The sequence below is a fragment of the Duganella radicis genome (assembly GCF_009720825.1).
Classification (GTDB): Bacteria; Pseudomonadota; Gammaproteobacteria; order Burkholderiales; family Burkholderiaceae_D; genus Rugamonas; species Rugamonas radicis.
The window spans coordinates 34,714-61,108 of record NZ_WNKY01000029.1; the positions used below are offsets into that span (position 1 = coordinate 34,714).

Annotated in this window: 26 protein-coding genes and 1 pseudogene; 9 read left to right on the forward strand and 18 right to left on the reverse strand. The window is 62.8% G+C overall.

What is annotated here, in order from left to right; all coding sequences use genetic code 11:
- Nucleotides 1-22: 22 nt before the first annotated feature.
- From GM676_RS21485 to ybiB, 4 genes are all read right to left on the reverse strand, one after another.
- Nucleotides 23-475, reverse strand: a complete 453-nt coding sequence (locus GM676_RS21485; protein WP_155465976.1) for a GatB/YqeY domain-containing protein — start codon at nt 473-475, stop codon at nt 23-25.
- 129 nt (nt 476-604) lie between these two features.
- Nucleotides 605-817 (reverse strand): 30S ribosomal protein S21, encoded by a 213-nt coding sequence (rpsU, locus tag GM676_RS21490; RefSeq protein WP_008451879.1) that lies wholly within the window; start codon nt 815-817, stop codon nt 605-607.
- Nucleotides 818-958: 141 nt separating this feature from the next.
- Nucleotides 959-2,164: a BaiN/RdsA family NAD(P)/FAD-dependent oxidoreductase gene (locus GM676_RS21495; RefSeq protein WP_155465977.1), complete on the reverse strand. Its 1,206-nt coding sequence runs from the start codon at nt 2,162-2,164 to the stop codon at nt 959-961.
- Nucleotides 2,165-2,198: 34 nt separating this feature from the next.
- Nucleotides 2,199-3,185, reverse strand: coding sequence for a DNA-binding protein YbiB (gene ybiB / locus GM676_RS21500; protein ID WP_155465978.1), 987 nt, complete (start codon nt 3,183-3,185; stop codon nt 2,199-2,201).
- A 75-nt stretch (nt 3,186-3,260) separates the two neighbouring features.
- Here ybiB and GM676_RS21505 point away from each other — a divergent pair, with 75 nt between their 5' ends.
- Nucleotides 3,261-4,319: a 3-deoxy-7-phosphoheptulonate synthase gene (locus GM676_RS21505; RefSeq protein ID WP_155465979.1), complete on the forward strand. Its 1,059-nt coding sequence runs from the start codon at nt 3,261-3,263 to the stop codon at nt 4,317-4,319.
- On the opposite strand, the gene GM676_RS21510 is transcribed toward GM676_RS21505, so the two are convergent.
- Nucleotides 4,320-4,619: a Rieske (2Fe-2S) protein gene (locus GM676_RS21510; RefSeq protein ID WP_155465980.1), complete on the reverse strand. Its 300-nt coding sequence runs from the start codon at nt 4,617-4,619 to the stop codon at nt 4,320-4,322. It abuts the gene before it with no gap.
- A gap of 129 nt (nt 4,620-4,748) precedes the next feature.
- Here GM676_RS21510 and tsaD point away from each other — a divergent pair, with 129 nt between their 5' ends.
- On the forward strand, nt 4,749-5,789 hold the full coding sequence (gene tsaD / locus GM676_RS21515) for a tRNA (adenosine(37)-N6)-threonylcarbamoyltransferase complex transferase subunit TsaD (RefSeq protein ID WP_155465981.1): 1,041 nt from the start codon (nt 4,749-4,751) through the stop codon (nt 5,787-5,789).
- Here the strand turns inward: tsaD and GM676_RS21520 are convergent.
- Together GM676_RS21520 and GM676_RS21525 are read right to left on the reverse strand one after the other, a co-directional pair.
- Entirely contained in the window at nt 5,786-5,971 is a 186-nt protein-coding gene (locus GM676_RS21520; protein WP_155465982.1) for a hypothetical protein, read from the reverse strand. The two genes, tsaD and GM676_RS21520, sit on opposite strands and share 4 nt — an antisense overlap.
- A 177-nt stretch (nt 5,972-6,148) precedes the next feature.
- Entirely contained in the window at nt 6,149-7,084 is a 936-nt protein-coding gene (locus GM676_RS21525; RefSeq protein ID WP_155465983.1) for a LysR family transcriptional regulator, read from the reverse strand.
- A 105-nt stretch (nt 7,085-7,189) separates the two neighbouring features.
- On the opposite strand from GM676_RS21525, the gene GM676_RS21530 reads away from it, so the two are divergent.
- Nucleotides 7,190-8,041 (forward strand): oxidoreductase, encoded by an 852-nt coding sequence (locus GM676_RS21530; RefSeq protein ID WP_155465984.1) that lies wholly within the window; start codon nt 7,190-7,192, stop codon nt 8,039-8,041.
- On the opposite strand, the gene GM676_RS21535 is transcribed toward GM676_RS21530, so the two are convergent.
- The 6 genes from GM676_RS21535 to ybaK all read right to left on the reverse strand — a co-directional run bounded on the left by GM676_RS21535 (nt 8,038) and on the right by ybaK (nt 12,463).
- Nucleotides 8,038-9,213 carry a metal-dependent hydrolase gene (locus GM676_RS21535; protein ID WP_155465985.1) on the reverse strand — a complete coding sequence of 392 codons (1,176 nt, stop codon included), beginning with the start codon at nt 9,211-9,213 and terminating at the stop codon, nt 8,038-8,040. The genes GM676_RS21530 and GM676_RS21535 overlap by 4 nt on opposite strands.
- The gene (locus tag GM676_RS21540; protein WP_155465986.1) at nt 9,214-9,504 is read right to left on the reverse strand and encodes a DUF427 domain-containing protein; all 291 of its coding nucleotides are present in this window, start codon (nt 9,502-9,504) and stop codon (nt 9,214-9,216) included.
- 12 nt (nt 9,505-9,516) lie between these two features.
- Nucleotides 9,517-10,569 (reverse strand): sensor domain-containing diguanylate cyclase, encoded by a 1,053-nt coding sequence (locus GM676_RS21545; protein ID WP_155465987.1) that lies wholly within the window; start codon nt 10,567-10,569, stop codon nt 9,517-9,519.
- An 84-nt stretch (nt 10,570-10,653) separates the two neighbouring features.
- Nucleotides 10,654-11,301 carry a DsbA family oxidoreductase gene (locus tag GM676_RS21550; RefSeq protein WP_155465988.1) on the reverse strand — a complete coding sequence of 216 codons (648 nt, stop codon included), beginning with the start codon at nt 11,299-11,301 and terminating at the stop codon, nt 10,654-10,656.
- 4 nt (nt 11,302-11,305) lie between these two features.
- Nucleotides 11,306-11,917: a glycerol-3-phosphate 1-O-acyltransferase PlsY gene (plsY, locus tag GM676_RS21555; protein ID WP_155465989.1), complete on the reverse strand. Its 612-nt coding sequence runs from the start codon at nt 11,915-11,917 to the stop codon at nt 11,306-11,308.
- Nucleotides 11,918-11,971: 54 nt separating this feature from the next.
- A complete protein-coding gene (gene ybaK, locus GM676_RS21560; protein WP_155465990.1) occupies nt 11,972-12,463 on the reverse strand; it encodes a Cys-tRNA(Pro) deacylase in 492 nt (163 codons plus the stop codon).
- Nucleotides 12,464-12,490: 27 nt separating this feature from the next.
- On the opposite strand from ybaK, the gene GM676_RS21565 reads away from it, so the two are divergent.
- From GM676_RS21565 to GM676_RS21575, 3 genes are all read left to right on the forward strand, one after another.
- Nucleotides 12,491-13,462: an endonuclease/exonuclease/phosphatase family protein gene (locus GM676_RS21565; RefSeq protein WP_155465991.1), complete on the forward strand. Its 972-nt coding sequence runs from the start codon at nt 12,491-12,493 to the stop codon at nt 13,460-13,462.
- A 125-nt stretch (nt 13,463-13,587) separates the two neighbouring features.
- Nucleotides 13,588-14,805 (forward strand): efflux RND transporter periplasmic adaptor subunit, encoded by a 1,218-nt coding sequence (locus tag GM676_RS21570; protein WP_155465992.1) that lies wholly within the window; start codon nt 13,588-13,590, stop codon nt 14,803-14,805.
- Nucleotides 14,806-14,807: 2 nt separating this feature from the next.
- A complete protein-coding gene (locus GM676_RS21575; protein ID WP_155465993.1) occupies nt 14,808-17,933 on the forward strand; it encodes an efflux RND transporter permease subunit in 3,126 nt (1,041 codons plus the stop codon).
- Here GM676_RS21575 and GM676_RS21580 read toward each other — a convergent pair whose 3' ends face one another.
- The 3 genes from GM676_RS21580 to GM676_RS21590 are packed head-to-tail and all read right to left on the reverse strand — an operon-like array spanning nt 17,934 to nt 19,567.
- Nucleotides 17,934-18,113 (reverse strand): hypothetical protein, encoded by a 180-nt coding sequence (locus GM676_RS21580; protein WP_155465994.1) that lies wholly within the window; start codon nt 18,111-18,113, stop codon nt 17,934-17,936.
- A 54-nt stretch (nt 18,114-18,167) separates the two neighbouring features.
- Nucleotides 18,168-19,070, reverse strand: a complete 903-nt coding sequence (gene xerD, locus GM676_RS21585; RefSeq protein ID WP_155465995.1) for a site-specific tyrosine recombinase XerD — start codon at nt 19,068-19,070, stop codon at nt 18,168-18,170.
- Nucleotides 19,046-19,567 (reverse strand): methylated-DNA--[protein]-cysteine S-methyltransferase, encoded by a 522-nt coding sequence (locus GM676_RS21590; protein WP_371866331.1) that lies wholly within the window; start codon nt 19,565-19,567, stop codon nt 19,046-19,048. Before GM676_RS21590 ends, xerD begins: the two co-directional genes overlap by 25 nt.
- Before the next feature lie 556 nt (nt 19,568-20,123).
- On the opposite strand from GM676_RS21590, the gene GM676_RS21595 reads away from it, so the two are divergent.
- Together GM676_RS21595 and GM676_RS21600 are read left to right on the forward strand one after the other, a co-directional pair.
- Entirely contained in the window at nt 20,124-20,780 is a 657-nt protein-coding gene (locus GM676_RS21595) for a TRAP transporter small permease (protein WP_211923275.1), read from the forward strand.
- A complete protein-coding gene (locus tag GM676_RS21600; protein WP_155465997.1) occupies nt 20,777-22,168 on the forward strand; it encodes a TRAP transporter large permease in 1,392 nt (463 codons plus the stop codon). Before GM676_RS21595 ends, GM676_RS21600 begins: the two co-directional genes overlap by 4 nt.
- 55 nt (nt 22,169-22,223) lie before the next feature.
- Here the strand turns inward: GM676_RS21600 and GM676_RS21605 are convergent.
- Together GM676_RS21605 and GM676_RS21610 are read right to left on the reverse strand one after the other, a co-directional pair.
- Nucleotides 22,224-23,120, reverse strand: a pseudogene (locus GM676_RS21605) (IS3 family transposase).
- A 61-nt stretch (nt 23,121-23,181) separates the two neighbouring features.
- Nucleotides 23,182-24,168 (reverse strand): TRAP transporter substrate-binding protein, encoded by a 987-nt coding sequence (locus tag GM676_RS21610; RefSeq protein WP_155465998.1) that lies wholly within the window; start codon nt 24,166-24,168, stop codon nt 23,182-23,184.
- A gap of 127 nt (nt 24,169-24,295) precedes the next feature.
- Here GM676_RS21610 and GM676_RS21615 point away from each other — a divergent pair, with 127 nt between their 5' ends.
- Entirely contained in the window at nt 24,296-26,320 is a 2,025-nt protein-coding gene (locus GM676_RS21615) for a two-component system sensor histidine kinase NtrB (protein WP_155465999.1), read from the forward strand.
- The last annotated feature ends 75 nt before the right edge of the window (nt 26,321-26,395 follow it).

Consider the following 26,395-nt stretch of genomic DNA (forward strand, 5'->3'; position numbering starts at 1 on the left):
CGGCGGGACTTGCTTAACTTGCTCAGGCTGCCGGGGACAGCGCTTTTTTCACCAGTGCGGACACCACGGTCATATCGGCGCGGCCAGCCAGCTTCGGCTTGACGATGCCCATGACCTTGCCCATGTCCTGCGGACCGGCGGCGCCCGAGGCGGCCACGGCGGCGGCCACGGCGGCGGCGATTTCCTCGTCCGACAGGCCGGCCGGCATGTAGGCGCTCAGCACGGCCAGTTCGGCCTTTTCGATGTCCGCCAGATCGGCGCGGCCGCCGGCTTCGAACTGGGTGATGGAATCCTTGCGCTGCTTGATCATTTTTTCCACGATGGCCACGGTCTGGGCATCGTCGACTTCGATCTGCTCATCCACTTCCTTGCGCTTGATTTCCGCCAGGATCAGGCGGATGGTCGCCAAGCGGCCGGCTTCCTTGGCGCGCATGGCGGTTTTCATGTCTTCGGTAATCTGTGCTTTCAAGCCCATGACGTTTCTTTCGGAAAATAGTGGAGTAAAAATGCGAAAACCCGCCACAGGCTGGAAAGCCGGAGCGGGTGTTCTCTTAGATGCCGCTAAATACAACCGGCATGCGCCAGGTTGTCTGCGTAAGCAATCTTAGAAGAGTTTTTTCGGCAGCTGTTGGCTGCGGATACGCTTGTAGTGACGCTTAACAGCAGCAGCCAGCTTGCGCTTGCGTTCTGCGGTTGGCTTTTCGTAGAACTCGCGTGCGCGCAGTTCGGTCAGCAGACCGGTTTTTTCGATGGTGCGTTTGAAGCGACGCATTGCGACTTCGAACGGCTCGTTTTCTTTAAGGCGGATAGTGGTCATGTAAAAATTCAAACCGTTGGAGGTTATAGGGAGACAGAGACTATAGCATCTTTTTCCGGAAAATGGAAGCCCAAGGCCGTTGAACACGGCCTGCCATGCGGCTTTCCTAGGAAAAACAACAACGTGCAGACTGTTAGTATATCAAACCGCTTGACCGGCCGCCACACCGGAAGCCCAGGCCCACTGGAAGTTGTAGCCTCCCAGCCACCCAGTCACGTCCACCGTCTCTCCGATGAAATACAGGCCCGGCACCTTGGTCGCCATCATGGTTTGCTGCGACAGTTCGCGGGTGTCGATGCCGCCGCGCGTGACTTCGGCTTTCTTGTAGCCTTCGGAACCGTTGGGCGTCAGGGACCATTGGTTGATGGCGGCGCCCAGCTTGCGCAGTTGCGCGTCCGGCAGGTCGGCCAGGCGGGCGTCCAGCGCGAAACCATGGGCCAGCAGCAAGCCTTCCGCCAGACGGGTGGGCAGCCATTGCGCCAGCACGTTGCCCAGCTGTTTCTTGATGGTGTTCTTGCCTTCGATCAGCGTGGCGGCCAGGTCCAGTTCCGGCAGCAGGTTGATGACGATAGGCGTGCCCGGCTGCCAGTACGAAGAAATTTGCAGGATCGCCGGGCCGGACAGGCCGCGATGGGTGAACAGCAAGTCTTCCCGGAAGCGCGCGCCGCTTGGATTGCGGCCTTTCAGCGAACCGGTTTCCACGTCGACTTCCAGCGCGATGCCGGCCATTTCCACGAATGGCGCCCATTGCTGCGCATCGAAGGTCAGCGGCACCAGCGCCGGGCGCGGCTCGACCATGCGCAGCGCGAACTGCCCGGCGATGCGGTAGCCGAAGTCGGTGGCGCCGATTTTCGGGATCGACAGGCCGCCGGTGGCGATCACCACGCTGGGCGCTTCGATCACGCCGCTGTCGGTTTGCAGCACGAAGCCTGCCTCGCCCTGCGCCAGCGATTCGACCTTGCACGGCATGCGCCAGTGCACATCGCCGGCGGCGCATTCGTCTTTCAGCATGTCGATGATCTGCTCGGCGGAATCGTCGCAGAACAGCTGGCCCTTGTGCTTCTCGTGGTAGCCGATGCGGTGTCTCTTCACCAGCGCGAGGAAGTCTTGCGGCGTGTAGCGCGACAGGGCGCTCTTGCAGAAGTGTGGATTCTCCGACAGGAAGTTGGCCGGGCCGGCGTTGATGTTGGTGAAATTGCAGCGGCCGCCGCCCGAGATGCGGATTTTCTCGGCCAGCTTGGCGGCGTGGTCGATCAGCACCACACGCAGGCCGCGCTGGGCGGCGGTGGCCGCGCACATCATCCCGGCCGCGCCCGCGCCGATTACCGCTACATCAAACTTTGCCATGTTGTTCCCGTCAGATCAGTGAAGGGGCGAGATTTTACGCTATCGGCTCGCTCACATGCTGGCGCGAGGCCACCGTGCGCGAGACCAGCAGGCACTGCGCCACCTGTTCCGCGATCGGCGGCGGCACCGGCACCTCGCCTTTCAGCACCGACTCTATCCACGCGGCCGTGGTGGCGGCATCCTTGTTCTCGGGCAGCAGCGGCAGTTCGCCCACCAGCGTCTGCTTGGGCACCAGCGTGGTGCGCAGACCGCCATGGAACCAGTCGATCTGCTGCGCCTTGTTGGCGTTGGCCACCGTCTCGCCCTCCGTGCCGCGCATCAGGAAGGCATCGCCGCGCTCGTGCAGGGCGGCCGTGGTGAAGTACTCGCCCAGCATCTCCAGATACTCCGGGTGGGTGTACGACACCAGCCGCAGCGCCGGCCCGGCGAACGGCTGCATGATCTTGACCAGCGTATGCGTCGAATTGCGCACGCCGAGGATACGTCGCAGCGACAGCATATGCGCCAGCTTGGGCGCCATGGTCTCGATGGTGATAAAGGCCGGCTTGCCCTGCGACATGGCCTCCTCCGCCTCCGAGCGATGGCGCGCCGCCGGCACGCCCAGCCCCGCCAGCACCTCCGCCGTGGCCACCCGGCCGACATCGGTCGCCACGCCGTGCACCAGCACCGGCACGCCCTCGCGCGCCAGCAGCAGGGCCAGCAGCGCGGTCAGGTTGGCCATCTTGCGCGCGCCGTTGTAGGTCGGGATCACCACCGGCGCGAACTGGCCCGGCGGCGCGTTGAAGGGTTCGAAACTGGCCTCGGCCGCATCGAGGAAGCCGGCGATCTCCTCCACCGACTCGCCCTTGATGCGCATCGACAGCAAAATCCCGCCCAGCTCCAGATCGGAGACGCGGCCGTCGAGCATGGCTTGATAAAGATCGTGGGCGTCGTCGCGCGTCATGCTGCGGGCGCCGTTCTTGCCGCGGCCGATTTCCTTGATGAAGCGGGCGGCCGGGAATGGGTCGAATGTGGTCGTCATGGCAGCAGCTTAAACCACTACGGCGCATTTCGGCTACACTATCTGTCCCCCGAAATGAATACAACTGTAGAGACCATGATTTCCCCAGACATTGAAAACGTCAACGTCACCTCGTTTGCGCCGATGCCGTCGCCGGAAGCCTTGCACAGCAAGCTGCCGCTGACCGACGCCGCCTCCGACACCGTGATGAAGGGCCGCGAAGCCCTGCGCAACATCATCGACCGCAAGGACCAGCGCCTGTTCGTGGTGGTGGGCCCGTGCTCGATCCACGACCCGGTAGCCGGCCTGGACTATGCCCGCCGCCTGAAGGCCCTGCAAGCCGAAGTGGCCGACACCATGCTGCTGGTGATGCGCGTGTATTTCGAAAAGCCGCGCACCACCACCGGCTGGAAGGGCTACATCAATGATCCGGACATGGACGACTCCTTCCGCGTCAACGTCGGCATGGAAAAAGCCCGCCAGTTCCTGCTGGACGTGTGCGAACTGGGCCTGCCCACCGCCACCGAGGCGCTGGACCCGATCTCGCCGCAATACCTGGGCGACCTGATCGCCTGGACCGCCATCGGCGCCCGCACCACCGAGTCGCAAACCCACCGCGAAATGTCGTCCGGCCTGTCGACCCCGGTCGGCTTCAAGAACGGCACCGATGGCGACATCGGCATCGCCATCAACGCGATTCTGTCGTCGGCCCACCCGCACTCCTTCCTGGGCATCAATGCGCAGGGCAATGTGTCGATCGTGCGCACCCGCGGCAACGCCTACGGCCACGTGGTGCTGCGCGGCGGCGACGGCCGTCCGAACTACGATTCGGTGTCGATCGCGATTGCCGAACAGTCGCTGGCCAAGGCCAAGCTGCCGGCCAACCTGGTGGTCGACTGCTCGCACGCCAACAGCTACAAGAAACCCGAGCTGCAACCGCTGGTGATGGCCGATGTCATCCACCAGATCGTGCAGGGCAACAAGTCGCTGGTGGGCGTGATGATCGAGTCCAACATCGTCGGCGGCAATCAGAAGATCCCGGCCGACCTGAGCCAGCTGGTGTACGGCTGCTCGGTCACGGACGGCTGCATCGACTGGGAAACCACCGAAAAGATGCTGCGCGATGCCCATCAGCAGCTGAAAAACCGTCCGTAATCAATAGCAGTAAGCCACCAGACTGGTGGCGACACCGGACTGCCCCGCCAGCGCCGCTTCGGCCAGGCTGGCGGGGGCACTCAACTCCTCCAGGTCGAGATAGACCTTCACGCCTTCCACCTTCACCGAATAACGCCGCGCGCTATCGCAGTCGAGCACGGCATGCACGCTTGCCTCGCCGGTGCGGAACAGGGCCACGCCCGGCAGTTCCTGCCACGCCAGCCCGCGCGGCACCAGGCGCACGCCGCCACCCAGCGGCACATCCTTCAATTTGCATATCAGTTTCCATTGTCTGTCCATGGCTCCTCCTCGCCACGGTCAAGCAAAAGCGATGCCATCGAAATCCGCCCCTTGGGCACCGCGCTGGTGCATGCTTGCCCGCCATTTCCATTACAATGGCGGATTCCCCTTTTGATTTCTGCTGCTTCCATGATCGTTCTTGGCGTTGAATCCTCCTGCGACGAAACCGGCCTGGCGTTGTACGACACGCAACACGGCCTGCTGTCCCATGCCCTGCACTCGCAGGTGGCCATGCACGAGGAATACGGTGGCGTGGTGCCGGAACTGGCCTCGCGCGACCACATCCGCCGCGCCATCCCGCTGCTGACGCAGACGCTGGAACAAGCCGGCAAGACGCCGCAAGACATCGACGCCATCGCCTACACCCAAGGCCCGGGCCTGGCCGGCGCGCTGCTGGTCGGTTCGTCGGTGGCGTGCAGCCTCGGGCTGGCGCTGGACAAGCCGGTGCTGGGCGTGCACCACCTCGAAGGCCATCTGCTGTCGCCGCTGCTGGCCTCGCAGCCGCCGGAATTTCCGTTCATCGCCCTGCTGGTCTCGGGCGGCCACACCCAGCTGATGCGGGTGGACGGCGTCGGCCAGTACACCCTGCTGGGCGAGACGCTGGACGATGCCGCCGGCGAAGCCTTCGACAAATCGGCCAAGCTGCTGGGTCTGGGCTATCCGGGCGGCCCGGCGATTTCGCGCCTGGCCGAATTCGGCGATCCGGACGCTTACCAGCTGCCGCGCCCGATGAAGCACACCAAGGATTTCAATTTCAGCTTCTCCGGCCTGAAAACGGCGGTGCTGACGGTGGTGAAGAACCACGAGGAAAAAGTCGTCGCCAACATCTGCGAGCAGGACAAGGCCAACATCGCGCGCGGCTTCGTCGACGCCATCGTTGACGTGCTGACCGCGAAATGCGTGTCCGCGATCAAGCACACCGGCCTCAAGCGGCTGGTGATCGCCGGCGGCGTGGGCGCGAACACGCAATTGCGCGCCTCGCTGAACGCGGCCGCGGCCAAAAAGAAGTTCAAGGTCTACTACCCGGAACTGGAGTTCTGCACCGATAACGGCGCAATGATCGCCTTCGCCGGGGCCATGCGCTTGATGATCAACCCGGACGCCGCGAAAAAGGATTACTCGTTCAATGTGCGGCCGCGCTGGCCGCTGGACGAGCTCAAGGTCATTTAATTCGAGGCGAACGCCATACCTGCCAGCACGGCCAGGCCGACCAGCGGGATCAGGTATTTGGCTTTGCCGCTGCCCAGGCTGACGCCACGGGCGGCAATGCGTTCGCTGCGCAGGCGATGCTCATCGGCCGGCGATTCGTGATGTACTGCGGTTTTGTTGTCTTTTTCAGTTACGGTATTCATAACAGCCTCCATATGAATTGATCATCGTCCTTTCTGGAGGGCAATGCAATTGTTGTGCCAACCAAATAGGCAGAAAGCAGCCTATACAGCTTGATTCTAGGCGCTTTTGTGGCGAAGTAGCCACACGATATAACGCATCCGGCGCCAAAACCGTGCACATACGCACCGTCAACCGGCTTATCTTCCCTTGGCGGAATGGATAGCCTCGCGCTGCGCCTGTAGCCGCAACGGCGCCTGCTCCAAGACGAAATCGATGAAGTGCCGTACCCGCAGCGGCATCTGCGTACGCTGCTGGTAGTACATGAACACGCCGTTGTTGGCGGTGATGGTGTTGGTCAGCAGCGGCGCCAGCGCGCCGCTGGCCAGTTCGCGTTCAATCATGAAGACCGGCATCTGACCGATGCCCAAGCCGCTGCGCACCGCCGTCAGCTCCCCCTCCACCGTATTGAAACTGGCCACCACCGGCACGTCCTGGTAGACCGTGGCGCCGTCGACATGGAATTCCCACGGCATCAGGCGGCCGGTGCTGGGCAGGCGGAAACCGGTACAGCGGTGTCCGGCCAGATCGGCCACCGTGCGCGGCGTGCCGTGCCTTTCGAGATAGGATGGCGCGGCGCAGGTCAGCAGCGTGATCTCGCCCAGTTTGCGCGAAATGAGGTTGCGCTCGGGCGGGCTGCCGGCGCGGAAGCCGACGTCGATCCTGCTTTCCACCAGATCGGTGAAATGGTCGTCCAGCTGCATGTCGAAGTGGGCGCCGGGGTAGCGCTGCTGGAACTCCCGCAACAGCGGCACGATGATGGCGATGCCGATCGACATGGGCGCGACCACCCGGATCAGGCCATCGACCTCCAGCCGGCTGCTCTGGATCTGGTCCAGCGCCTCATCCAGCAGGCGCAGGCCGGGATTGGCCAGCTCGAACAGGCGCGCGCCATCGTCGGTGAGGCTGAGGCTGCGCGTGGTACGGTGGAACAGGCGCACCCCGAGATGCTCCTCCAGCTGCCGCACGGCCTTGCTGACCGCTTGCGGCGTCAGGCCGGCATCCACCGCCGCCTGGCTGAAACTCTTGGCGCGCACCACGCCGATGAACAGACTGATGACCCGGGCTTTATCCATATTATCAACCAATAGATGAAAATCAAACAGCTTTCCTATGGCTAGTGTAGCAGGTTGACACGGCCTAAACTGGGCTCCATCAACTCACCTCGAAAGGAAGTCATCATGAAAAAAGTATGGTTCATCACCGGTGCATCGCGTGGCTTTGGCGTACTGACGGCGCAAAAAGCGCTGGAGCGCGGCGACTTCGTTGTGGCCACCGCGCGCGATCCGCAAGCCGTGACCGCGGCGCTGGGCGAACATCCCAACCTGCTGGCGCTGCGCCTGGATGTGAAACTGGAGGCGCAAGCCGTGGTCGCCGCGCAGCAGGCGGTAGCGCGCTTCGGCCGCATCGACGTGTTGGTCAACAACGCCGGCTACGGCTTGCTGGGCGCGGTGGAGGAAGCCAACGCCGAGGAAGTGCGGGCGCTGTACGAGACCAACGTCTTCGGCCTGTTGAACGTCAGCCGCGCCGTGCTGCCGGTGATGCGCAAGCAAGGCAGCGGCCATGTGATCAACATCTCGTCGGTGGGCGGCTATTCCTCCTACGCCGGCTGGGGCGTGTACGGCTCGACCAAGTTTGCGGTGGAAGGCCTGAGCGAGGCGATGGCGATGGAGCTGGAACCGCTGGGCATCAAGGTGACGGTGGTGGAGCCGGGCTTCTTCCGCACCGACTTCCTCGACGTCTCCTCGCTGGTGGCCACGCGCGAGCGCATCGATTCCTACGCCGCGACGGTGGGTGCGATGCGCGACTTCGCGGCCGGCGCCAACCACGCGCAGCCGGGTGATCCGCTCAAGCTGGCCGGCGCCCTGCTGCAACTGGCCGACAGCGACACGCCGCCGGTACGCCTGCAACTGGGCTCGGACACCGTGCAGCGCGTGCGCGCCAAAAACCAGTTCGTGGAAAAAGAGATGGCCGAATGGCTGGACGTGGCCCTCTCCACCGACCATGACGATGTGTTAAAGCAGGCCGCCTAAAACAAGTCCGCGCGCGGATAGCCCCATGCCGGCACACCTTGCGGGCATGGGGCTTCTTTCGCAACCGGCAGCGAAGTGAAATTCCCGCGCGGCGTGGTGGCGAAGCGATAATCGGACAGCACGCCGTTCGCCAGTATCGGCATGCGGCCAAAGCGCAGCCAGGCGTCGACCTGGCAATTGGCGGCTTTCAGCGCGCGCAACTCCTGTACGCTGCCGCTCACCGTTTGCGTCGGCTCTCGCAGGCCGGCGGGACAGGCATCGGCCGCCAGCCACGCCGGCGCCGCACTGGCGACGCCGCGCCGCAAGCGATACTGTGCGCCATTGCTCTCGAAGCTCACATAGGCCCAGCACAGCGGCTGCGACGGGAACGCCGTCATCGCCACATCCAGCACGCGCGACGCGGGATCGGCACGCTGCAAGTCTGCCGTAATCTGCGCCCTGCCCGCATGCGAAGCCACGCCCTGCACCGCGATGAAGCCCGCACTGATGCCCAGCGCCAGCAGCAGGCCGCCGCGCCCCTGCTCGCCCGCGCGCCACTGCGCCGCGCCGCAAGCGGCAGCAATCAACAGCAGCGCCGCAAACGAGATCCATCCCAGATAACCACGCGCGGCAAAGAACACCAGCGCCGCGAACAAGGCCAGCAGCCCGGCCACGCGCAGCACGCGCCAGCGCATGATGAGCGCCATCGGCACGCCAATCGCCACCCAGAACAGCGGCTCGATGATGAACACCATGTCGCCATAAAACCAGCGCCCGTCGAAGGGATACCAGGGATGCACGCCATACGAATTGGTGAAGTCCATCAGCAAATGCAGCGCGAAGCCCACGCCCACGCTGATCGCCAGCCCAAGCCGCGCGGCGCCGCTGGAGCGCAACAAGGAACGTGCCGCCGGCCAGCATAGCCACAACAAAGCCGCCAGCAGCAAAGCCTGCGGCAGCGCCCACAAGGCAGTATGCGTATGTCCGCGATGATTGAGCAGATAGCCCAAGGGATCGGGCAACAACCTGGTCAGGAACAGATCGAGATCAGGAAAGTTACTGGCCAGCGCACACGACACCAGCAACAGCCGATGCCGCACCCGCTGCGCCAGTGCCTCGGGCTCCGCCGGCAAGCTGCGATGCACAAGCTCGCCAACGCCAAAGCCGATAATGCTATGGGTGATGTTATCCAACTAGCGCTGCACCTCAACGCCGCGCCAGAAGGCCACATGGTCCTTGATCTGCGCGGCTTTCTCGGAAGGCTCCGGGTAATACCAGGCGGCGTTTTCGTTGATCTTGCCGTTGACGTTCAGCGAGTAATAGCTGGCCAGGCCTTTCCACGGACAACGCGAGGTGTGGCTGCTCGCTTGCAGGTACTCCCGCTTCACGCTCGACGGCGGAAAGTAGACATTGTTTTCCACGATTTCGACTTCGTCATCATTCGCTTGCGCGATGACGACGCCATTCCAGCTGGCAGTAGGCATGACACTCTCCTTTCAGTCGGACCCGCACTCCACACGATTGCGGCCGGCGCGCTTGGCGCGGTACAGCGCGTCATCGGCCTGCTTAAGCAAGCCTTCCGCATCGTCGATTTCCATATGATTGAACGAACCCACGCCGATGCTGGCCGTGATCCGGAACTGGCGCGCACCCGCCGCGTGCAGCTGCGCTTCAATTTTCGCACGCAGTGTTTCGGCCAGCTTGCAGGCGCCCTCCACCGGCGTATTTGGCAAAATCACACACAGCTCCTCGCCGCCGTAGCGGCTCGGCATGTCAATCACGCGCACGTTCTCGCGCAGCAGGCGGCCGACATTGGCCAGCACATGGTCGCCCACCACATGGCCGTATTCATCGTTGATTTTCTTGAAGTGATCGATGTCGATCATCAGCGCCGACAACGGCGCACGGAAACGGCGCGAACGCGCCACTTCAAATTTCAGGCGGTGCAGCAGCGAGCGGCGGTTGTGCAGGCCGGTCAGCTCGTCGGTGGTGGCCAGCAGCTCCAGCTCGCGCACCGCCGCCTCCAGATTGCGCTCGTTGGAGCGCAGTTCGATCAGCGCCATCACCTGGCGCGCCAGCTTGGCCAGCGTGGCGCGCTGGTCGTCGCTCAGGCGGCCCGGCTTGGTGTCCATCACGCACAGCGTGCCGATGGCATGACCGTCCGAGGACGTCAGCGCCACGCTGCTGTACATGCGCATGTGCGGCTCGCCGACGGTCAGCGTCATGTGCGCGGTGCGCGGGTCCGCGCTCAGGTCAGGGATTTCGGTGGCGGCATCGCCCAGCACCGCCAGCGAGCAGTAGCTCTCGCCGCGCGGCAGTTCGCCCATCTGCATGCCGGAACAGGATTTGATCCACACGCGGTCGGCGTCGACCAGCGAGATGAAGGCGTAAGGCACTTCGCAAACTTTGGTCGCCAGCTCAGTCAGGAAGCTGAAATCTTCGCAGGCGGGGGTGTCGAGGATGTGATAACGATGCAGCGCGGCGAGCCGGAATTGGTCCGCCTGAGGACGAGCAATATGCAGCGTATGAACTTTTTCTACGGCCAGCATGGGCCTCCCTGAGTAGAGTGACAAGAATCTTATCTTTTTTACCCAAGGAGTTTATAGCAAAACAAGAGCCGGGACCGCGACTTTTTACGCCTTGGCCATAATCTCGCGCAGCGCGCGCTCGAACACGGCCGCCGGCTGGCCGCCGGAAATCAGGTGGCGCTCGTTGATGATCACGGCCGGCACCGAATTGATGCCATGGCGCTGGAAGAATTGCTCCGCCTCGCGCACCTCCGGACCGTACTCGCCCGAATGCAGCACCTGCCGCGCCGCCTCCTTGTCCAGGCCCACTTCGCCGGCCAGGTAGATCAGCACCTCATGCGCGCTCGGGTCCAGCCCCTGCGAGAAATAGGCCTTGAACAGCGCCTGCTTCAACTCCTTCTGCTTGCCTTGCAAGCCGGCCCAGTGCAGCAGGCGGTGCGCGTCGAACGTGTTGTAGATGCGGCCGCGCTTGTCCATGGCGAAATCGAAGCCGACTTCGGCGCCGCGCGCGCGGATCATCTCGCGCGCCTGTTGCTGCTGCTCGGCGGTCGAGCCGTATTTCTCGGTCAGGTGCTCGCCGATGTCCTGGCCTTCCGGCGGCATGTTGGCGTTCAGCTCAAACGGCTGGAAGTGGATGCTTACTTCGGCCTCGTCGCCGATGGCGGCCAGCGCCTTGTCCAGCGAGCTCAGGCCGATGGCGCACCATGGGCACGACACGTCGGAGACAAAATCAATTTTCAGGGGAGTTGCCATTTTTTTACTTGCCTTTCGCTTTACTGCCGATGCGGCTCTCCTTGCCTGCGATCAGGTTGGAGATATTTTTCGAATGGCGGAACACCAGCAGCGCGCTCATGGCGGCCACGGCAGCCAGCTGCGGCTCCACGCCAAACAATAATCCATAATAGAACGGTGCGAACACGGCCGCTACCAGCGCTGCCAGCGACGAGTAGCGGAAGGCGAACGCAACCGCCAGCCAGGTCACCAAGGTGGCGACGCCCAGCCAAGGATTCAAGCCCAGCAGCACACCCGCCGCAGTCGCCACGCCCTTGCCACCGACAAAGCGGAAGAACACCGGCCACAGGTGGCCGAGGAACACCGCGATCGCCACCAGCGCGATGGTGGCGTCACCGATGTTCAATTTTTCCTGGAAGCGGATCGCCAGCCACACCGCGACCCAGCCCTTGAGCGCATCGCCGATCAGGGTGGCGATGGCCGCGCCCTTGTTGCCACTTCGCAACACATTGGTGGCGCCCGGATTTTTCGAGCCATAGGTACGGGGATCGGCCAGGCCGAACAACTTGCTGCTGACGACGGCAAACGAGATCGAGCCGATCAGGTAAGCGGCCACGGTCATCCAAACTGTATTCATCTTTTCCTCTATTTATCGTTCTGGGCCGCACGCGGGGCCGCTGAATATACAGCCTTACTCGGCCAGCGCGCAATGCACCGGCCGGGCGTTCAGCAGCTCAGTCAACACGGCGGGCTTGATGCCGACCAGATAACCGCGCCTGCCGCCATTGATATAAATCGTTTCCAGCGCAAGGATGCTATCCTCCACATACACCGGCATGGTTTTCCTGGTGCCGAACGGCGAGGTCCCGCCGATCATGTAGCCGCTGTGGCGCGAAGCCACTTCCGGCTTGCACGGTTCGACGGACTTGCAGCCGATGTTGCGGGCAAGATTCTTGGTCGAGACCTTGCAATCGCCATGCATCAGCACAATTAAAGGTTTAGCGGCTTCGTCCTGCATCACCAGCGTCTTGACCACGTGGTGCTCGTCGACGCCCAGCTCGCGCGAGGACACGCCGGTGCCGCCGTGCTCCTCGTAGTCGTAGGGGTGCTCGGTGAAGGCCACCTTGTGCTTGCGCAGCATCTGGGTGGCTGGGGTTTCGGAGATATGCTCTTTTTTGGCCATGGTGTGAATCTGGGGGAGTTGTCCATTATGCAGCAGGAAATTCGCTTTGCCACTTTCAATGTATGCAATCTTTCCCAGCCTGGGGCGAAATTGTACGACAATCTGGCGCCCCTGACCGAGGCCGGGTACGAAGCGAAAGTCGCCTGGACCGCACAGCAGCTCGATGCGCTCGACGCCGATGTGATCGGCTTGCAGGAAATCTTCTCGCTGGCCGCCCTGCGCGACGTCATGGCCCGCAGCCAGCGCTACCGCGACGCCACCCTGGCCGGCTTTGAGCCGCCGCCCGATCCCGTCACCGGCGCACCGCGCCTGACGCCGGAGGTGGCGTTGATCACCCGCCTGCCGCTGGCCGCCCCGGCCCAGGCTTACATCATGTTTCCCGAGGGCGTGGCCCTGCCCGAAGGCAGCCGCGACGCCGACCGCTTCGCCCGCGCGCCGCTGCACGCGCAAGTGGTACTGCCGAACGAGCAGATTGTCGACGTGGTGGTGATCCACCTGAAATCCAAGCGCCCCGATTACCGCAACGGCGACGTGGGGGACGATCCCATGCTGCACGCCCAGGCCAACCTGCGCTCGCTGATCCGGCGCGGCACCGAGGCGGTGGCCCTGCGCGCCCTGCTGAGCGCCATGGACAAGGTGGAGCGCCGTCCGCGCGTGGTGCTGGGCGATTTCAACGACACGGTCGACGCTGTCACCACCACCATCGTCATGGGTGCCGGCGGCGCCTGCGAGCCGGGCGAGGAGCTGCACGGCCAGCTGTTCGACTGCCGCCATCTGCAATCCGGCCAGGAACAGCGCGGCGACGGCGGCTACACCATCACCCACGAAGGCCGTCACGCCACCATCGATCATGTGCTGGTGTCGGAGGAATTCCACCCGGCCTCGCGCCATGTGCTGGGCGAAGTGGTGCAGGTCAGCTACCTCAACCAGCATCTGCAACCACAGCAGCCGGAAGCCTCCGACCACGGTCAGGTACTGGTAAGGCTGCGTTTGCACTAAAGCACCGCCAATCTCGTTTTTCTGCATTTCAGGCGCGGTTTTTCGCCGCCTATCGCATTTCACTGGCTGTCACTCTTGCAACTGACTAAAGTGACATCATGCGCAATCCTGATTAGAAGAACGATATGAAACTTGAAACCCTTCCCCCATACACCCAGCCCACCGTGCGCAATCAACGCTGGCGCAAGCCGGTAGCGGCCGCTATCGTGATCGCGCTGGCCGGTGGCGGCTGGGCCGTCCTGCACGGCAAGCACGCCGCCGCGCCCGCCCCTGCCCCGGAAACGGCCGCGGCGGCCAAGGAAAAGAAAGACGTCTTCGAACTGTCGACCGGCGATGTCGCCGCCGTCGACGCCCGGTCATTGGCGGTCAGCTTGCCCTTATCCGGCTCGCTGGCGCCCCTGAGTTCGGCCACCATCAAGTCCAAGGTCTCGGGCGTGGTGGAAGCCACCACGGTGCAGGAAGGCATGGCGGTGCACGCCGGCCAGGTGCTGGCCCGCATCGACCAGGCCGACCTGCGCGCCCGCCTGCAACAGCAGCAGGCCATGCTGGATGAAGCGCAGGCCAAGCTGGCCATGGCCAGCAAGAACGAAACCAACAGCCAGGCCCTGCTCAAGCAGAAATACATCTCGCAAAACGCCTACGACTCGACCCAGAACTCGGTCGATCTGGCGCGCGCGGCCGTGAAGTCGGCGGCCGCCATGGTGGACATCGCCCGCATCGCCCTCAACGACGGCGTGATCAAGGCGCCGATCGACGGCGTGATCAGCAAGCGCCACGTGCAGGCCGGCGAAAAGCTGGCGCCGGACATGCCGGTGTACAGCATCGTCAACCTGTCCGAGCTGACGCTGGAGGCGCAGGTGCCGGCCTCCGAAATCCCGCGCGTGAAGGTCGGGCAGGATGTGAAGTTCCGCGTCGACGGCTACGCCCAGCGCGACTTCCACGGCAAGGTGGCGCGCATCAATCCTGCCACTGAAACCGGCTCGCGCGCCATGCTGGTCTACATCTCGGTCAAGAACGACGACAGCGCCCTGCGCGCCGGCATGTTCGCCAAGGGCAGCGTCGTCACCGACCGCTCGGCGGTGGCGCCCATCGTTCCGCTGGCCGCGCTGCGCAGCGACAAGAACGGCCAGCAGATCGTCTACAAGGTCGATCAGGGCAAGCTGATTTCGCAGCCGGTCAAGCTGGGCCTGCGCAATGAGGACGAAGGTTACGCCGAAGTGCTGGAAGGCTTGCAGCAGGGTTCGCACGTGATCGTCTCGCGTCTGGAAAGCCTGAAGCCCGGGGCGGCGGTCAAGCTGCCGCCGTCGGCGCAGGCCAAGTCTGAAGAACCGGCGAAAGGCTGATCATGTGGATCACTAAAGTCAGTATCCAGAATCCGGTGTTCGCCACCATGGTGATGGTGGCGCTGATGGTGCTGGGCCTGTTCTCGTACAAGGGACTGGGCCTGGAAGCCATGCCCAACGTCGACATCCCCGGCGCCATGATCGAGGTGATGTATCCGGGCGCCTCGCCGGAGGCGGTGGAGAACGACATCACCCGCCCGATCGAGGAAGTGGTCAACACCGTCAGCGGCATCAAGACCCTGCGCGCCAACTCGTGGGAAGGCCGCGCCGGCGTCTACGTCGACTTCGAGCTGTCGACCGACATGGACCGCGCCATGCAGGACTTGCGCGACAAGGTGGCGCAGGTGCGGCCGCGCTTCCCGCGCGAGGCCAAGGACCCGTTCATCATCCGCTTCGAGGGCGAGAACTCGCGCCCGATCGCGCAGATCGGCCTGACCGCCGGCGAACATTCGCTGCGCGACCTGTCGACCATGGCCGACCAGATCATCGCCAAGCGCTTCCAAGGCGTGGCCGGCGTCGGCCAGGTGCGCGTCAACGGCATGGCGGCGCGCCAGATCCTGATCAAGCTGCGCCCCAACGACCTGACCGCGCAGGCGGTGGGCGTGGACGAAGTGCTGACCGCGATCCAGAACACCAACACCAACCTGCCGGCCGGCTTCATCAGCTACGGCGCCAGCGAACGGCTGGTGCGGGTGGAAGGCAAGATGAAGGACCCGCGCGACTTCAACAAGATCATCGTGGCGCGCCGCGCCAACGGCCCGGTCTACCTGGAACAGGTGGCCACGGTGGAGGACGGCGCGCAGGAAGAGCTGTCGATCTCGCGCATCAACGGCCACCGCGCCGTCACCATCGACATCACCAAGGTGCAGGACGCCAACGTGGTGGAAGTGGGCCGCCGCATCCAGCAGGTCGCCGCCGAACTGCAGAAAACCCTGCCGGCCGACATCAAACTGGAAGTGCTGAACGATGAATCGCTCAAGGTGCAAAGCCAACTCGATAACGTCAAGGAGACCATCATCGAGGGCGCGGTGCTGACCATGATCATCGTGTTCTTCTTCCTGCACTCGTGGCGCTCGACCATCATCACCGGCCTGACGCTGCCGATCTCGGTGATGGCCAGCTTCATCGCCATGAAGGCCTTCGGCTTCACGCTCAACTTCCTGACGCTGATGGCGCTGTCGCTGTGCATCGGCCTGCTGATCGACGACGCCATCGTGGTGCGCGAAAACATCGTGCGCCACCTCGGCATGAAGAAGAACCACCGCAAGGCGGCCGAAGACGGCACCAACGAAATCGGCCTGGCGGTGATGGCCACCACCTTCGCGATTGTGGCGGTGTTCATTCCGGTGGCCTTCATGCAGGGCATCATCGGCCGCTTCTTCCTGCAATTCGGCATCACGGTGGCGGTGGCGGTGCTGGTGTCGCTGTTCGTCAGCTTCACGCTGGACCCGATGCTGTCGTCGGTGTGGCCGGACCCGGTCAAGGACCGCTTCAAGTACGTGCCGTGGCTGGGCCGCTTCATGCACTGGCTGGAAGGCGGCGTCGAGTGGCTGCACCAGGTGTACGGCAAGGTGCTGGCGCTGGCGCTGCGCTGGAAGAAGACCACGCTGGCCGCGGCCTTCGCCCTGTTCGCCGGGTCCATCATGCTGGTGCCGATGATCGGCGGCGAGATGATGCCGGAGCAGGATAACGGCTGGGTCAACTTCCTGATCAAGACCCCGGTCGGCTCCAGCCTGGAATACACCGACAACAAGATCCATCAAGTGGAAGAAGCGCTGAAGGAGTTCCCGGAAATCGCCAACGTCATCACTGTGGTGGGCACTTGGGACGGCCGCAACACCGCCCAGCTGGACATGAAGCTGACCGACCGCAAGCTGCATCCGCGCCGCACGCAGCAGCAGATGGAAGCGGCGATCCGCGCGCGCCTGAACAAGATCGCCGGCATCACGCTGACGGCCGGCATGAAACCGATCTTCATCGCCATCCTCGGCACCGACGAGGGCAAGCTGGATGACGTGGCGCACCGCCTGATGGACAAGATGCGCAAGATCAAGGGCATCGCCGACCTGGAATACAGCCAGGAAGGCGCCAACCCGTCGACCAACATCAAGATCAACAACGAGCTGGCCAGCGATCTGGGCCTGACCACGCAGCAGATCGGCGCCGCCCTGCGTCCGTTCGTGGCGGGCGACACCACCTCGCACTTCCTGGCCTCCGATGGCCAGAACTACGAGGTCAACGTGCAGCTGCCGAAATCCGGCCGCCAGAAAGTGGCCGACCTGGCCGACCTGTCGCTGGCGTCGAGCAAGCTCGGTCCCGACGGCCGTCCGGTGATGGTGCCGCTGCGCCAGGTGGTGGACTTCGTGCCGGCCTTCAGCCCGCAAGTGCTGAAACGCCAGGCGCTGCAACGCCGCGTGGCGGTGTACGCCAGCACCGAAGGCCGTCCGGGCGGCGACGTCGACGCCGACGTCAAGAAGGCGATGAAGGAAATCGAACTGCCATCCGGCGTGCGTTTCGACGTCGGCGGCAATGCGCAAAGCATGGAGGAGAGCATGAACTCGGCCATGGTGGCGCTGGGCATCGCGGTGATCTTCATCTACCTGGTGCTGGCCTCGCAGTTCGGCAGCTTCCTGCAACCGATCGCCATCATGATGTCGCTGCCGCTGTCGCTGATCGGCGTGCTGGTGGCGCTGCTGGTGACGCACACCACGCTGAATATCTTCTCGGTGATCGGCTTCATCATGCTGATGGGTCTGGTGACCAAGAACGCGATTCTGCTGGTCGACTTCACCAACCACATGCAGAAGGAAGGCCAGAGCCAGCACGACGCCATCATGAGCGCCGGCCAAGTGCGCCTGCGCCCTATCCTGATGACCACGCTGGCCATGGTGTTCGGCATGCTGCCGATGGCGATCGGCCTCGGCGACGGCGGCGAAACGCAGGCGCCGATGGGCCGCGCGGTGATCGGCGGCGTACTGACCTCAACCCTGCTGACCCTGGTGGTGGTGCCAGTGGCCTACACCTACCTCGACAGCCTCGGCAAACGCTGCAAGCGCTTCTTCAAGGGCCACCACGAAGAAGAGCCCGAGCTGCACGAGGTGAAAAAGGAAACCGCCGAAGTGGCGTAGTCAATCGTCGTCGTCGGGGGCGAGGCCGGAGGTCTCACCCTCGGCGAGATCCTCCTCGCCCTCCTGGGCCAAGCCGGGATTGTTCTTCAGCTCGGCCTTGCGCCGGGCTTTCTCTTCCTGCTTTTTCTTCTTTTCCAACTCCCGCTGCCGCTTTTCATACGCGAAGTTCGTTTTGGCCATTTGCCGGCTCCTTCTCTAAAAGCGTTGCCCTGCCTTCATTATGACGCAAGTTCCTCAACCACGAGGATGATGTTGCGCATGCAAATGCTTCAAACGTTCCCTTGCGACATGGGTATAAATCTGCGTGGTTGAAATATCGGAATGTCCCAATAACAATTGGACAACACGCAGGTCGGCGCCGTGGTTCAGCAAATGGGTGGCAAACGCGTGGCGCAGGGTGTGCGGCGACAGCGGCGCCGTGATGCCCGCCTTGAGGGCATGCTTTTTAATCAAGACCCAGAACATCTGCCGCGTCATGCCGGCGCCGCGCCCGGTGACGAACAGGGCGTCGTCCTGCCGGCCGTTGAGGATGACGCCGCGCGCCTCCTTCAGATAGCGCTCGATCCACTGGCGCGCCTGCTGGCCGAACGGCACCAACCGCGTCTTCGCGCCCTTGCCGGTGATGCGCAGCACGCCATCGTTCAGGCTCAGTTCCAGCAGCTTGAGCTCCACCAGCTCGGACACGCGCAGGCCGCTGGCGTACATCAGCTCCAGCATGGTGCGCTCGCGCAGGCCGAGCGGCGTGCGCACGTCCGGCGCGGCCAGCAAGGCTTCCACCTGCGCCTCGCTCAGCGTATTGACCGAGCGCTGCGGCTGCCTGGCCGATTGCAATTTGAGGCTGGGATCGGCATCGATGCGGCGCTGGCGCAGCAACATCTGGTAGAAGCGCCGTATCACCGACAGCCGGCGGTTGGACGAGGTCGGCTTGCCCTGGTCATGGCGGGCGGCGATGTAGCTTTCGATATCGTGGCCCTGCACGGCCAGCAAGCCCTCCACGCCGCCGCGCTTCTGCTCCAGCCAGGCGGCGAACAGGCGCATGTCGCGCCGGTAGGCTTCCAGCGTGTTCTTGGACAGCCCGTCCTCCAGCCACAGGCTGTCGCAGAACTCGTCGATCAGAGCAAGGTTGTCTGCTGCCATGCGTATTCGCTTGAACCTTCGTGCGCCAGCAGCCAGCGCTTCACACCCAGCAGGTAGCCGTTGGGATCGTCGCTGTTGGAAAAGCCGCCCAGGCCGCCGGCGGCGGTCACGCGATGGCAAGGCACCACCACCGGGAACCAGTTGGCGCCGCAGGCCTGTCCCACCGCGCGCGGCGCCGAGCCGAGGAACCTGGCCAGCTCGCCGTAGGTGCGGGTGCTGCCGCGCGGGATCGAGCACAGCGCATCCCACACCTTTTGCTGGAATTCCGTACCGGCGCGCCGGAGCGGCAGGGTGAACTGGTAGTCCGCGTCCGCGCAGTATTTCTCGAGCTGGTGGACGGCCAGTTCGGCGGTCGCGTCCTGTGGCGCTTTTGCATCAAAATGGGGCGGCAGGTAGCTCATTTCGACGATCACGCCGTTGGCCGTGCGCACACCCAGCTTGCCAAATGGTAGTTCCGCCACAGCGGAAAACAGCTCACTGCCTTGTTGTATTTTGATCACAGTTGCATGCACCAAAAAGTTGTTCTTCTGCACCAGCATGTTGCATCTCTGCTACAGCAAAAATGCCACACTGGCCGCTATTGTAAATGGCGCGGGCAAAAAAAAACGCACCGTTTGGTGCGTTTTCAAATCCTGCTTCACGTTCCCGGTCGCTTGCCTGGTTCCGTAGCGCGCTTGTGGCGGCTTGCAGACCCTATAACAGCGACATTCTGTAAAACGTGTGTCTCCTCGATCTAGTGCCGGTATTGGATTACCGTTTCTATACACACTCCCCACTTACAATTCCGGGCTCTTGCTACCGGGCTGCATATCGATATGCACGTTTCCCTGAGAGCGACGCCATCATAACGTATCCCCTACGCTTTTTCGCAAATTTTTTTCATGCTTATTTGAGGCATAAACAAATTTGACGCAGACCAAACAAGTTGTGGTATGCCCCACTTTTGAGGCACTTTGTACACTTAGTAGTAGCCCTCATTGCCACATTGATCATCCGCGGCTAATTTAGCGCTAAGCTGGATTTCCCAGCACCAATAAAACTTAGAGACACATTATGCTGACAAAAATACTCGATCATCTGGAGGAGTGGATCATCACCTTCCTGATGGGCGGCGCGACGCTCATCATCTTCCTATCCGTGGTTCATCGATACGGCACCGGCATGCCGATTCCCTACGTCCAGGACTACCTGCTGTCGCTGCACTTTGAGTGGGCGCAGGAGCTGGCCATCATCATGTTCGTGTGGATGGCCAAGTTTGGCGCGGCCTACGGCGTGCGCAAGGGCGTGCACGTGGGCGTGGACGTGCTGGTCAACCGCATGCCGCCGGAATGGCGCCGTTTCACGGTGCTGCTGGCGATCGGCTGCGGCACCCTGTTCACCGGCATCGTCGGCACGCTGGGCCTGACCTTTGTGTGGGAGAACGGCATGCACCACGCGGCCTACACCCTGCTGGGCATCGACGCCTCCGACGTGCCGGAAGGCCCGACCACGCCGGACCTGGAATGGCCAACGTGGTTCATCTACTCGGCGGTCCCGCTGGGCTCCTACCTGATGTGCTTCCGCTTCCTGCAAGTGGGCTGGACATTCCTGCGCCACGGCGAACTGCCGCACCATGACGAATCCCACGTCGAAGGCCTGGACGACGACGATCACGACGAGCTGTTCGTGGCTGCGCCACATCCAGCGCCAGCACACGGAGGTGCACGATGAGCGGCGCAGTGACCATGCAAGGCATCGAGCCTTGGAGCAAGAAAAAAGCCGGCACCATCCTCGGCGTGATCGCCGGCATCCTGCTGGCCGTATGCATTTTGGGCGGCAAGGTCGGCATCGTGTTCGCGCTGCTGATCCTGCTGATGTTGACCGGCATCCCGGTCTCCATCGCGCTCGGCCTGACGGTGCTGATGTTCATGTACCTGCTGACGCAGGTGCCGGTGGAGGCGGTGGCGCTCAAGCTGTTCAGCGGCATCGAGAAGTTCGAGATCATGGCCATCCCGCTGTTTATCCTGGCCGGTAACTTCCTCACCCACGGCGGCGTGGCCAAACGCATGATCGCCTTTGCCACCAGCCTGATCGGCCATTGGCACGGCGGCCTGGCGCTGGCCGGCATCATCGCCTGCGCCATGTTCGCGCTGGTGTGCGGCTCCTCGGTGGCAACCGTGGTGGCGATCGGCTCCATCATCCTGCCGGCCATGGTCAAGCAGGGCTACCCCAAGCACTTTGGCGCGGGCGTGATCATCACCGCCGGCTCACTCGGCATCCTGATGCTGCCGTCGATTCCGAAGGTGATCTACGCGATTTCGACCAACACCTCGATCGGCGCGCTGTTCCTGGCCGGCCTGTTCCCCGGCATCCTGCTGACCGTGATGCTGTGCGGGACCACCTGGGTGCTGGCCAAGAAAAACAACTACCCGCGCATGCACAAGGCTGGGTGGAAGCAGCGCTGGACCGCCTTCCGCAAGAGCGTGTGGGGCCTGATGCTGGTGGTGATCATCATCGGCGGCATCACCAAGGGCATCTTCACGCCGACCGAAGCGGCGGCCATGAGCGCGGTGTATGCGTTCGTGATTTCGGTGTTCGTCTACCGCGACATGCCGCTGTCGAAGACGCCGGAAGTGCTGAAGAAATCGGCGGCGCTGTCGGCCATGCTGTTGTACATCATCACCAACGCCGTGCTGTTCTCCTTCCTGATGGCGCACGAGAACATCCCGCAGGCGATGGCGGACTGGATTCTGAACAAAGACCTGGGCCAGGCTGGCTTCCTGTTCTTCACCAACATCCTGCTGCTGTTGGCCGGTAACGTGATGGAGCCGTCGTCGATCATCCTGGTGATGGCGCCGATCTTGCACCCCGCCGCGATCCGTCTGGGCATCGACGCCGTCCACTTCGGCATCATGATCGACGCCAACATGGAAGTGGGCCTGTGCCACCCGCCGGTGGGCCTCAACCTGTACGTGGCGAGCGGTATTTCGAAGATGAGTATTTCGGAACTGACCGTGGCGGTGATGCCGTGGCTGATTACGATGCTGGTGTTCCTGGTGATCGTGACTTACTGGCCGGGATTGTCGCTCTGGCTGCCCAAGGCAATGGGCTTGATGTAGAAGTAAGAAGCCCCGCTTTCTGAACTGACTCCAAATAGTTGGACGGTTTAGTTTGCTAGGCAGCCAAGGGCTGAGTCCTGTATTGCACAGGGCTCAGCCCTTTTAGTTTAAGTTTGATGCGATCGTAATTGTAATAGCGGATGTACTTCCGGAGTCCCGTCTGTAGCTCGTCAACGCTACTGAACTTGTTCAGGTGGTTTGCCGCCTGCGCCTTGAACTGGCGCTGCAGCACATTATTGGCTGCTTGGCCCACTTCGCCTTTGTACGAGCGATACTTCTTGGGGCGTACCAGAGATTTCAAGCCCAGTGCAGCCATTTGTTTTTGTACCGTCTTGTGATTGACATGGTGCCCCAGATTGCGAATCGCAGCGGTCACACGCCGATATCCATAGCGCCTCTTATGCGTATCGAAAATACGGCGAATGGTCTGTTTCAAAACCTGATGCCTGTCCATCCCGGCTACCTTCTGCTGATAGTAGAAGGTACTCCGGGCCAAACCGGCCAGTTTGAGTAAGTCAGCTAGTGGAAATTGCTGCCTTAGTTCGTCGATTACTTGCGCTTTTTGCGCGCGGTTGCACGCGTTGGCGGCTGCGCTTGAACTAAGGCCCGTAACTTTTTTAGGTACGCAACCTCCATGCGTAAATGATTCACCTCCGCCTCTAATTCCTCACGGGTACGGGGTTCGTCATCGACAGCGAGTGGTGCTTTGGTGGGTTGAGGATCAGGCATTTTCTTCGGTCTATGTGCTGCAGGATGAGCATTTTTTGCTCAGCACTATAGGCCGTGAACTCTTGGCTAACCCGGCTTCTCCGTGGGCTTGGTATAACCTTACCCAACGCTTGAGCATTGCGTAATCCAGACCATACAGCCTGGCTACTGCCGTGAATCCGAGCCGTCCAGCGAGATATCGCTCGACCACTTCCAATTTGAATTGCGTTGTGTACTTCACCAATGAAAAACCCCGAAAGTTGGTGTCCAACTTTCGGGGGGCAGTTCATTTCGCGGGGCTTTTTTTACTTGGCTGCTTCTTTATTAATCGCCGAGATCAGGTCCTTGCCGATCCGGCCTTCCATCTGCTGCTGCACCGGCAGCAGCGCCTTGCGCCACTCGGCCTGCTCTTTCACGCTGAGCGTGTAGATCTCGGTCTTGCCGGCCTTTTTGATGGCGTCCAGCGCCATGTCGTTGTCGCGCTGTGCGATCGCCTTCTCGAAGGTGGTGGCTTCGCGCATGGCCTTGTCCAGCGCGGTGCGGATGTCGGCTGGCAGACCGTCCCAGAACTTCTTGTTGACGATCACCGCATAGCCCAGGTAACCGTGGTTGGACACGGTCACATACTTCTGCACCTCGTGCATCTTCTGGGTGTACATATTCGACGGCGGATTCTCGGTGCCATCCACCACGCCGGTTTGCAGCGCCTGATACACCTCGGAGAACGCCAGCACCTGCGGGTTGGCGCCAAGTGCGCGCATCTGCGCGTCCAGCACCTTGGACGACTGGATACGCATCTTCAGACCTTTGAAATCGGCCGGCGCGCGCAGCGGCTTGTTGGCCGACATGACCTTGAAGCCGTTATCCCAGAACGCCAGGCCGGTGATGCCTTTCGGTTCCAGCTTCTTCAACAGCGACTTGCCGATTTCGCCCTCGGTCACGTTGTACAGCGCGGTCTTCGACGGGAAGATGTACGGCAGGTCGAAGGCTTCGAATTCCTTCACGCCCAGCGGGCCGAATTTGGCCAGCGATGGCGCCAGCATCTGCACCGCGCCCAGTTGCAGGGCTTCCAGTTCTTCCTTGTCTTTATACAGCTGGCTATTCGGATAGACCTCGACCTTCACGCGGCCGTTGGTGGCCTTTTCCGCCAGTTGTTTAAAACGCTCCGCGGCCTGGCCTTTCGGCGTGTCGGTCGCCACCACGTGGCTGAATTTGATGACGATAGGCGCTTGAGCATAGGCGTTGAAGCTCAGGGCGGCGCTCAGGACGAGCAGACCGGTTTTCAGTTTCATGAAGTCTCCTGGTGGGTTTAAAGTTACACTTGTTCTATTCTGAACGATTCTTATAAATACCGGCAAGGCTGGCAACTGTGGATAACCACAATGGCCGCGCCGCCCCGACCGGTTACCCTGATTGTCCATGACATCCACCCATTCCACCACGCCTGCCGCGCCTGACGCGCGCCGCCGCCCGTACTCCAGCACCTCGCTGCGCTGGCTGCTGCCCATCATGCTGGTGTTGTTTTTTCTGGCGATATTGATCTGGCTACCCTGGCAGGCGCGCCAGATGGAGAGCAACGAGCGGCAGGAGCAGCTGATCGCCGATACGCTGTGGGTCGAGCAAACCATCCGCTTCCAGTTGGGCCGCGATGAAGAAAGCCTGCGCGCGCTGGGCGTGGAAATCTCCGGCGGCCACCTGAGCCACGCGCAGCTGCACGAACGCATGGCGCGGCTGCTGAAAAATGGCCACGAACTACTGCGCGTGGTGTGGCTCAAGCCGGACGGGCAACTGGCCGGCAGCAGCGATCCTTTATCCACGCCGGTGGAACTGTCGCCCGCATCGAAGGCCACGGCCGAGATCACACGCAAGACGCGCCGCCCCATGTACACCCAGCCGGAGGCGCAGACCCACGTCTCCGCCGCCGCGCCATCGGCGGTGCTGATGGACTACCACGTGCCGCTGTTCCGCGGCGACGAATACATCGGCGACCTGGTGGCCACCTACCAGACCAGCGTGATGCTGGAAGAGATGGTGCCGTGGTGGTTCGCCCAGGACAACCAGGTCTCGCTGGTGGACCGTGACGACAAGGTGCTGGCGCGGCGCGCGGCGGCCGGTCCGGGCCACGGCGTCTACACCCACAAGCGCGCGCTCGATCTGCCGGGCGCCTCGGTCACGCTGGTGACGGACAGCGTCAAGAGCGAGCCGCAGCTGCTGCCCAATCTGCTGGTCGGCTCGGTGATCGTGCTGTCGCTTGGCCTGTTATGGAGCTTGCTGGCGCTGTGGGGTCACATCTCGAAACGCCTGGCGGCGGAAGGCGCGCTGCGCCAGCAGATGTCGTTCCGCACGGCGATGGAAAACTCGCTGGTGACCGGCTTGCGCGCGCGCGACCTCGAAGGCCGCATCACCTACGTCAATCCGGCCTTCTGCCAGATCGTCGGCTACCCGGCCGAGGAAATCGTCGGCAAGCTGCCGCCCATGCCCTACTGGGCGCCGGAGGCGATGGCGGAATACCAGTCGCGCTTTGCCAACGTCCTGGCGGGCAAGGTCACGCCGCAATTCGAAACCTTCTTCCAGCGTCCGGACGGCGAGCGCGTGCCGGTGCTGATCTTCGAGGCGCCGCTGGTGGACAACGACGGCAAGCAGACCGGCTGGATGGGCTCCATCCTCGATATCTCCGACCGCAAGCGCATCGAGGAGCTGAATCGCCAGCAGCAGGAAAAGCTCCAGGCCTCGGCGCGCCTGGCCACCATGGGCGAGATCGCGTCCATGCTGGCGCATGAGCTGAACCAGCCGCTGGCCGCCATCTCCAGCTACACCACCGGCGCGCTGAACCTGATCGAGCGCGACGCGCCCGGCCCGGTCGACGCCACCCTGCTCAAGCCGGCGCTGGAACAGGCCAGCGCACAGGCCCAGCGGGCCGGCCAGATCATCCGCAGCGTGCACGGATTCGTGAAGAAACGCGAACCGCTGCGGCAGGAAGTGGCGGTCGCCTCGCTGCTGGACAGCATCCGCACGCTGATCGAACTGCAAGCGCGCCAGAGTTATGTTTCCTTCCGTACCGAGATCCCGGCCGACCTGCCGCCGGTGCGCGCCGACCGCGTGATGATCGAACAGGTGCTGCTCAACCTCACCCGCAACGGCATCGAGGCCATGTCGCAGGTGCCGCCGCAGCGGCGCATCCTCAACGTGGTGGCGTCCTACGATGCCGAGGCGGGGCAAGTCAGCGTGGCGGTGATCGACCAGGGGCATGGCATCCCGGACGACGTGGCGCAGCGCCTGTTCTCGCCCTTCTTCTCGACCAAGGCCGAAGGCATGGGCATGGGCCTCAACATCTGCCGCACGGCGATGGAGTTCCATGGCGGCGCCCTGACCTTCCGCGCCAACCCGCAAGGCGGCACCATTTTCACCTTCCAGCTGCCGGCCGCCACCGCACAAGTGGACTGAACAACAACAGCGCGCCCCACTGTGGTTTTTTCCCGATACTTCACCTTTGCGAGTCACTGGCATGGCCGCGCAGGC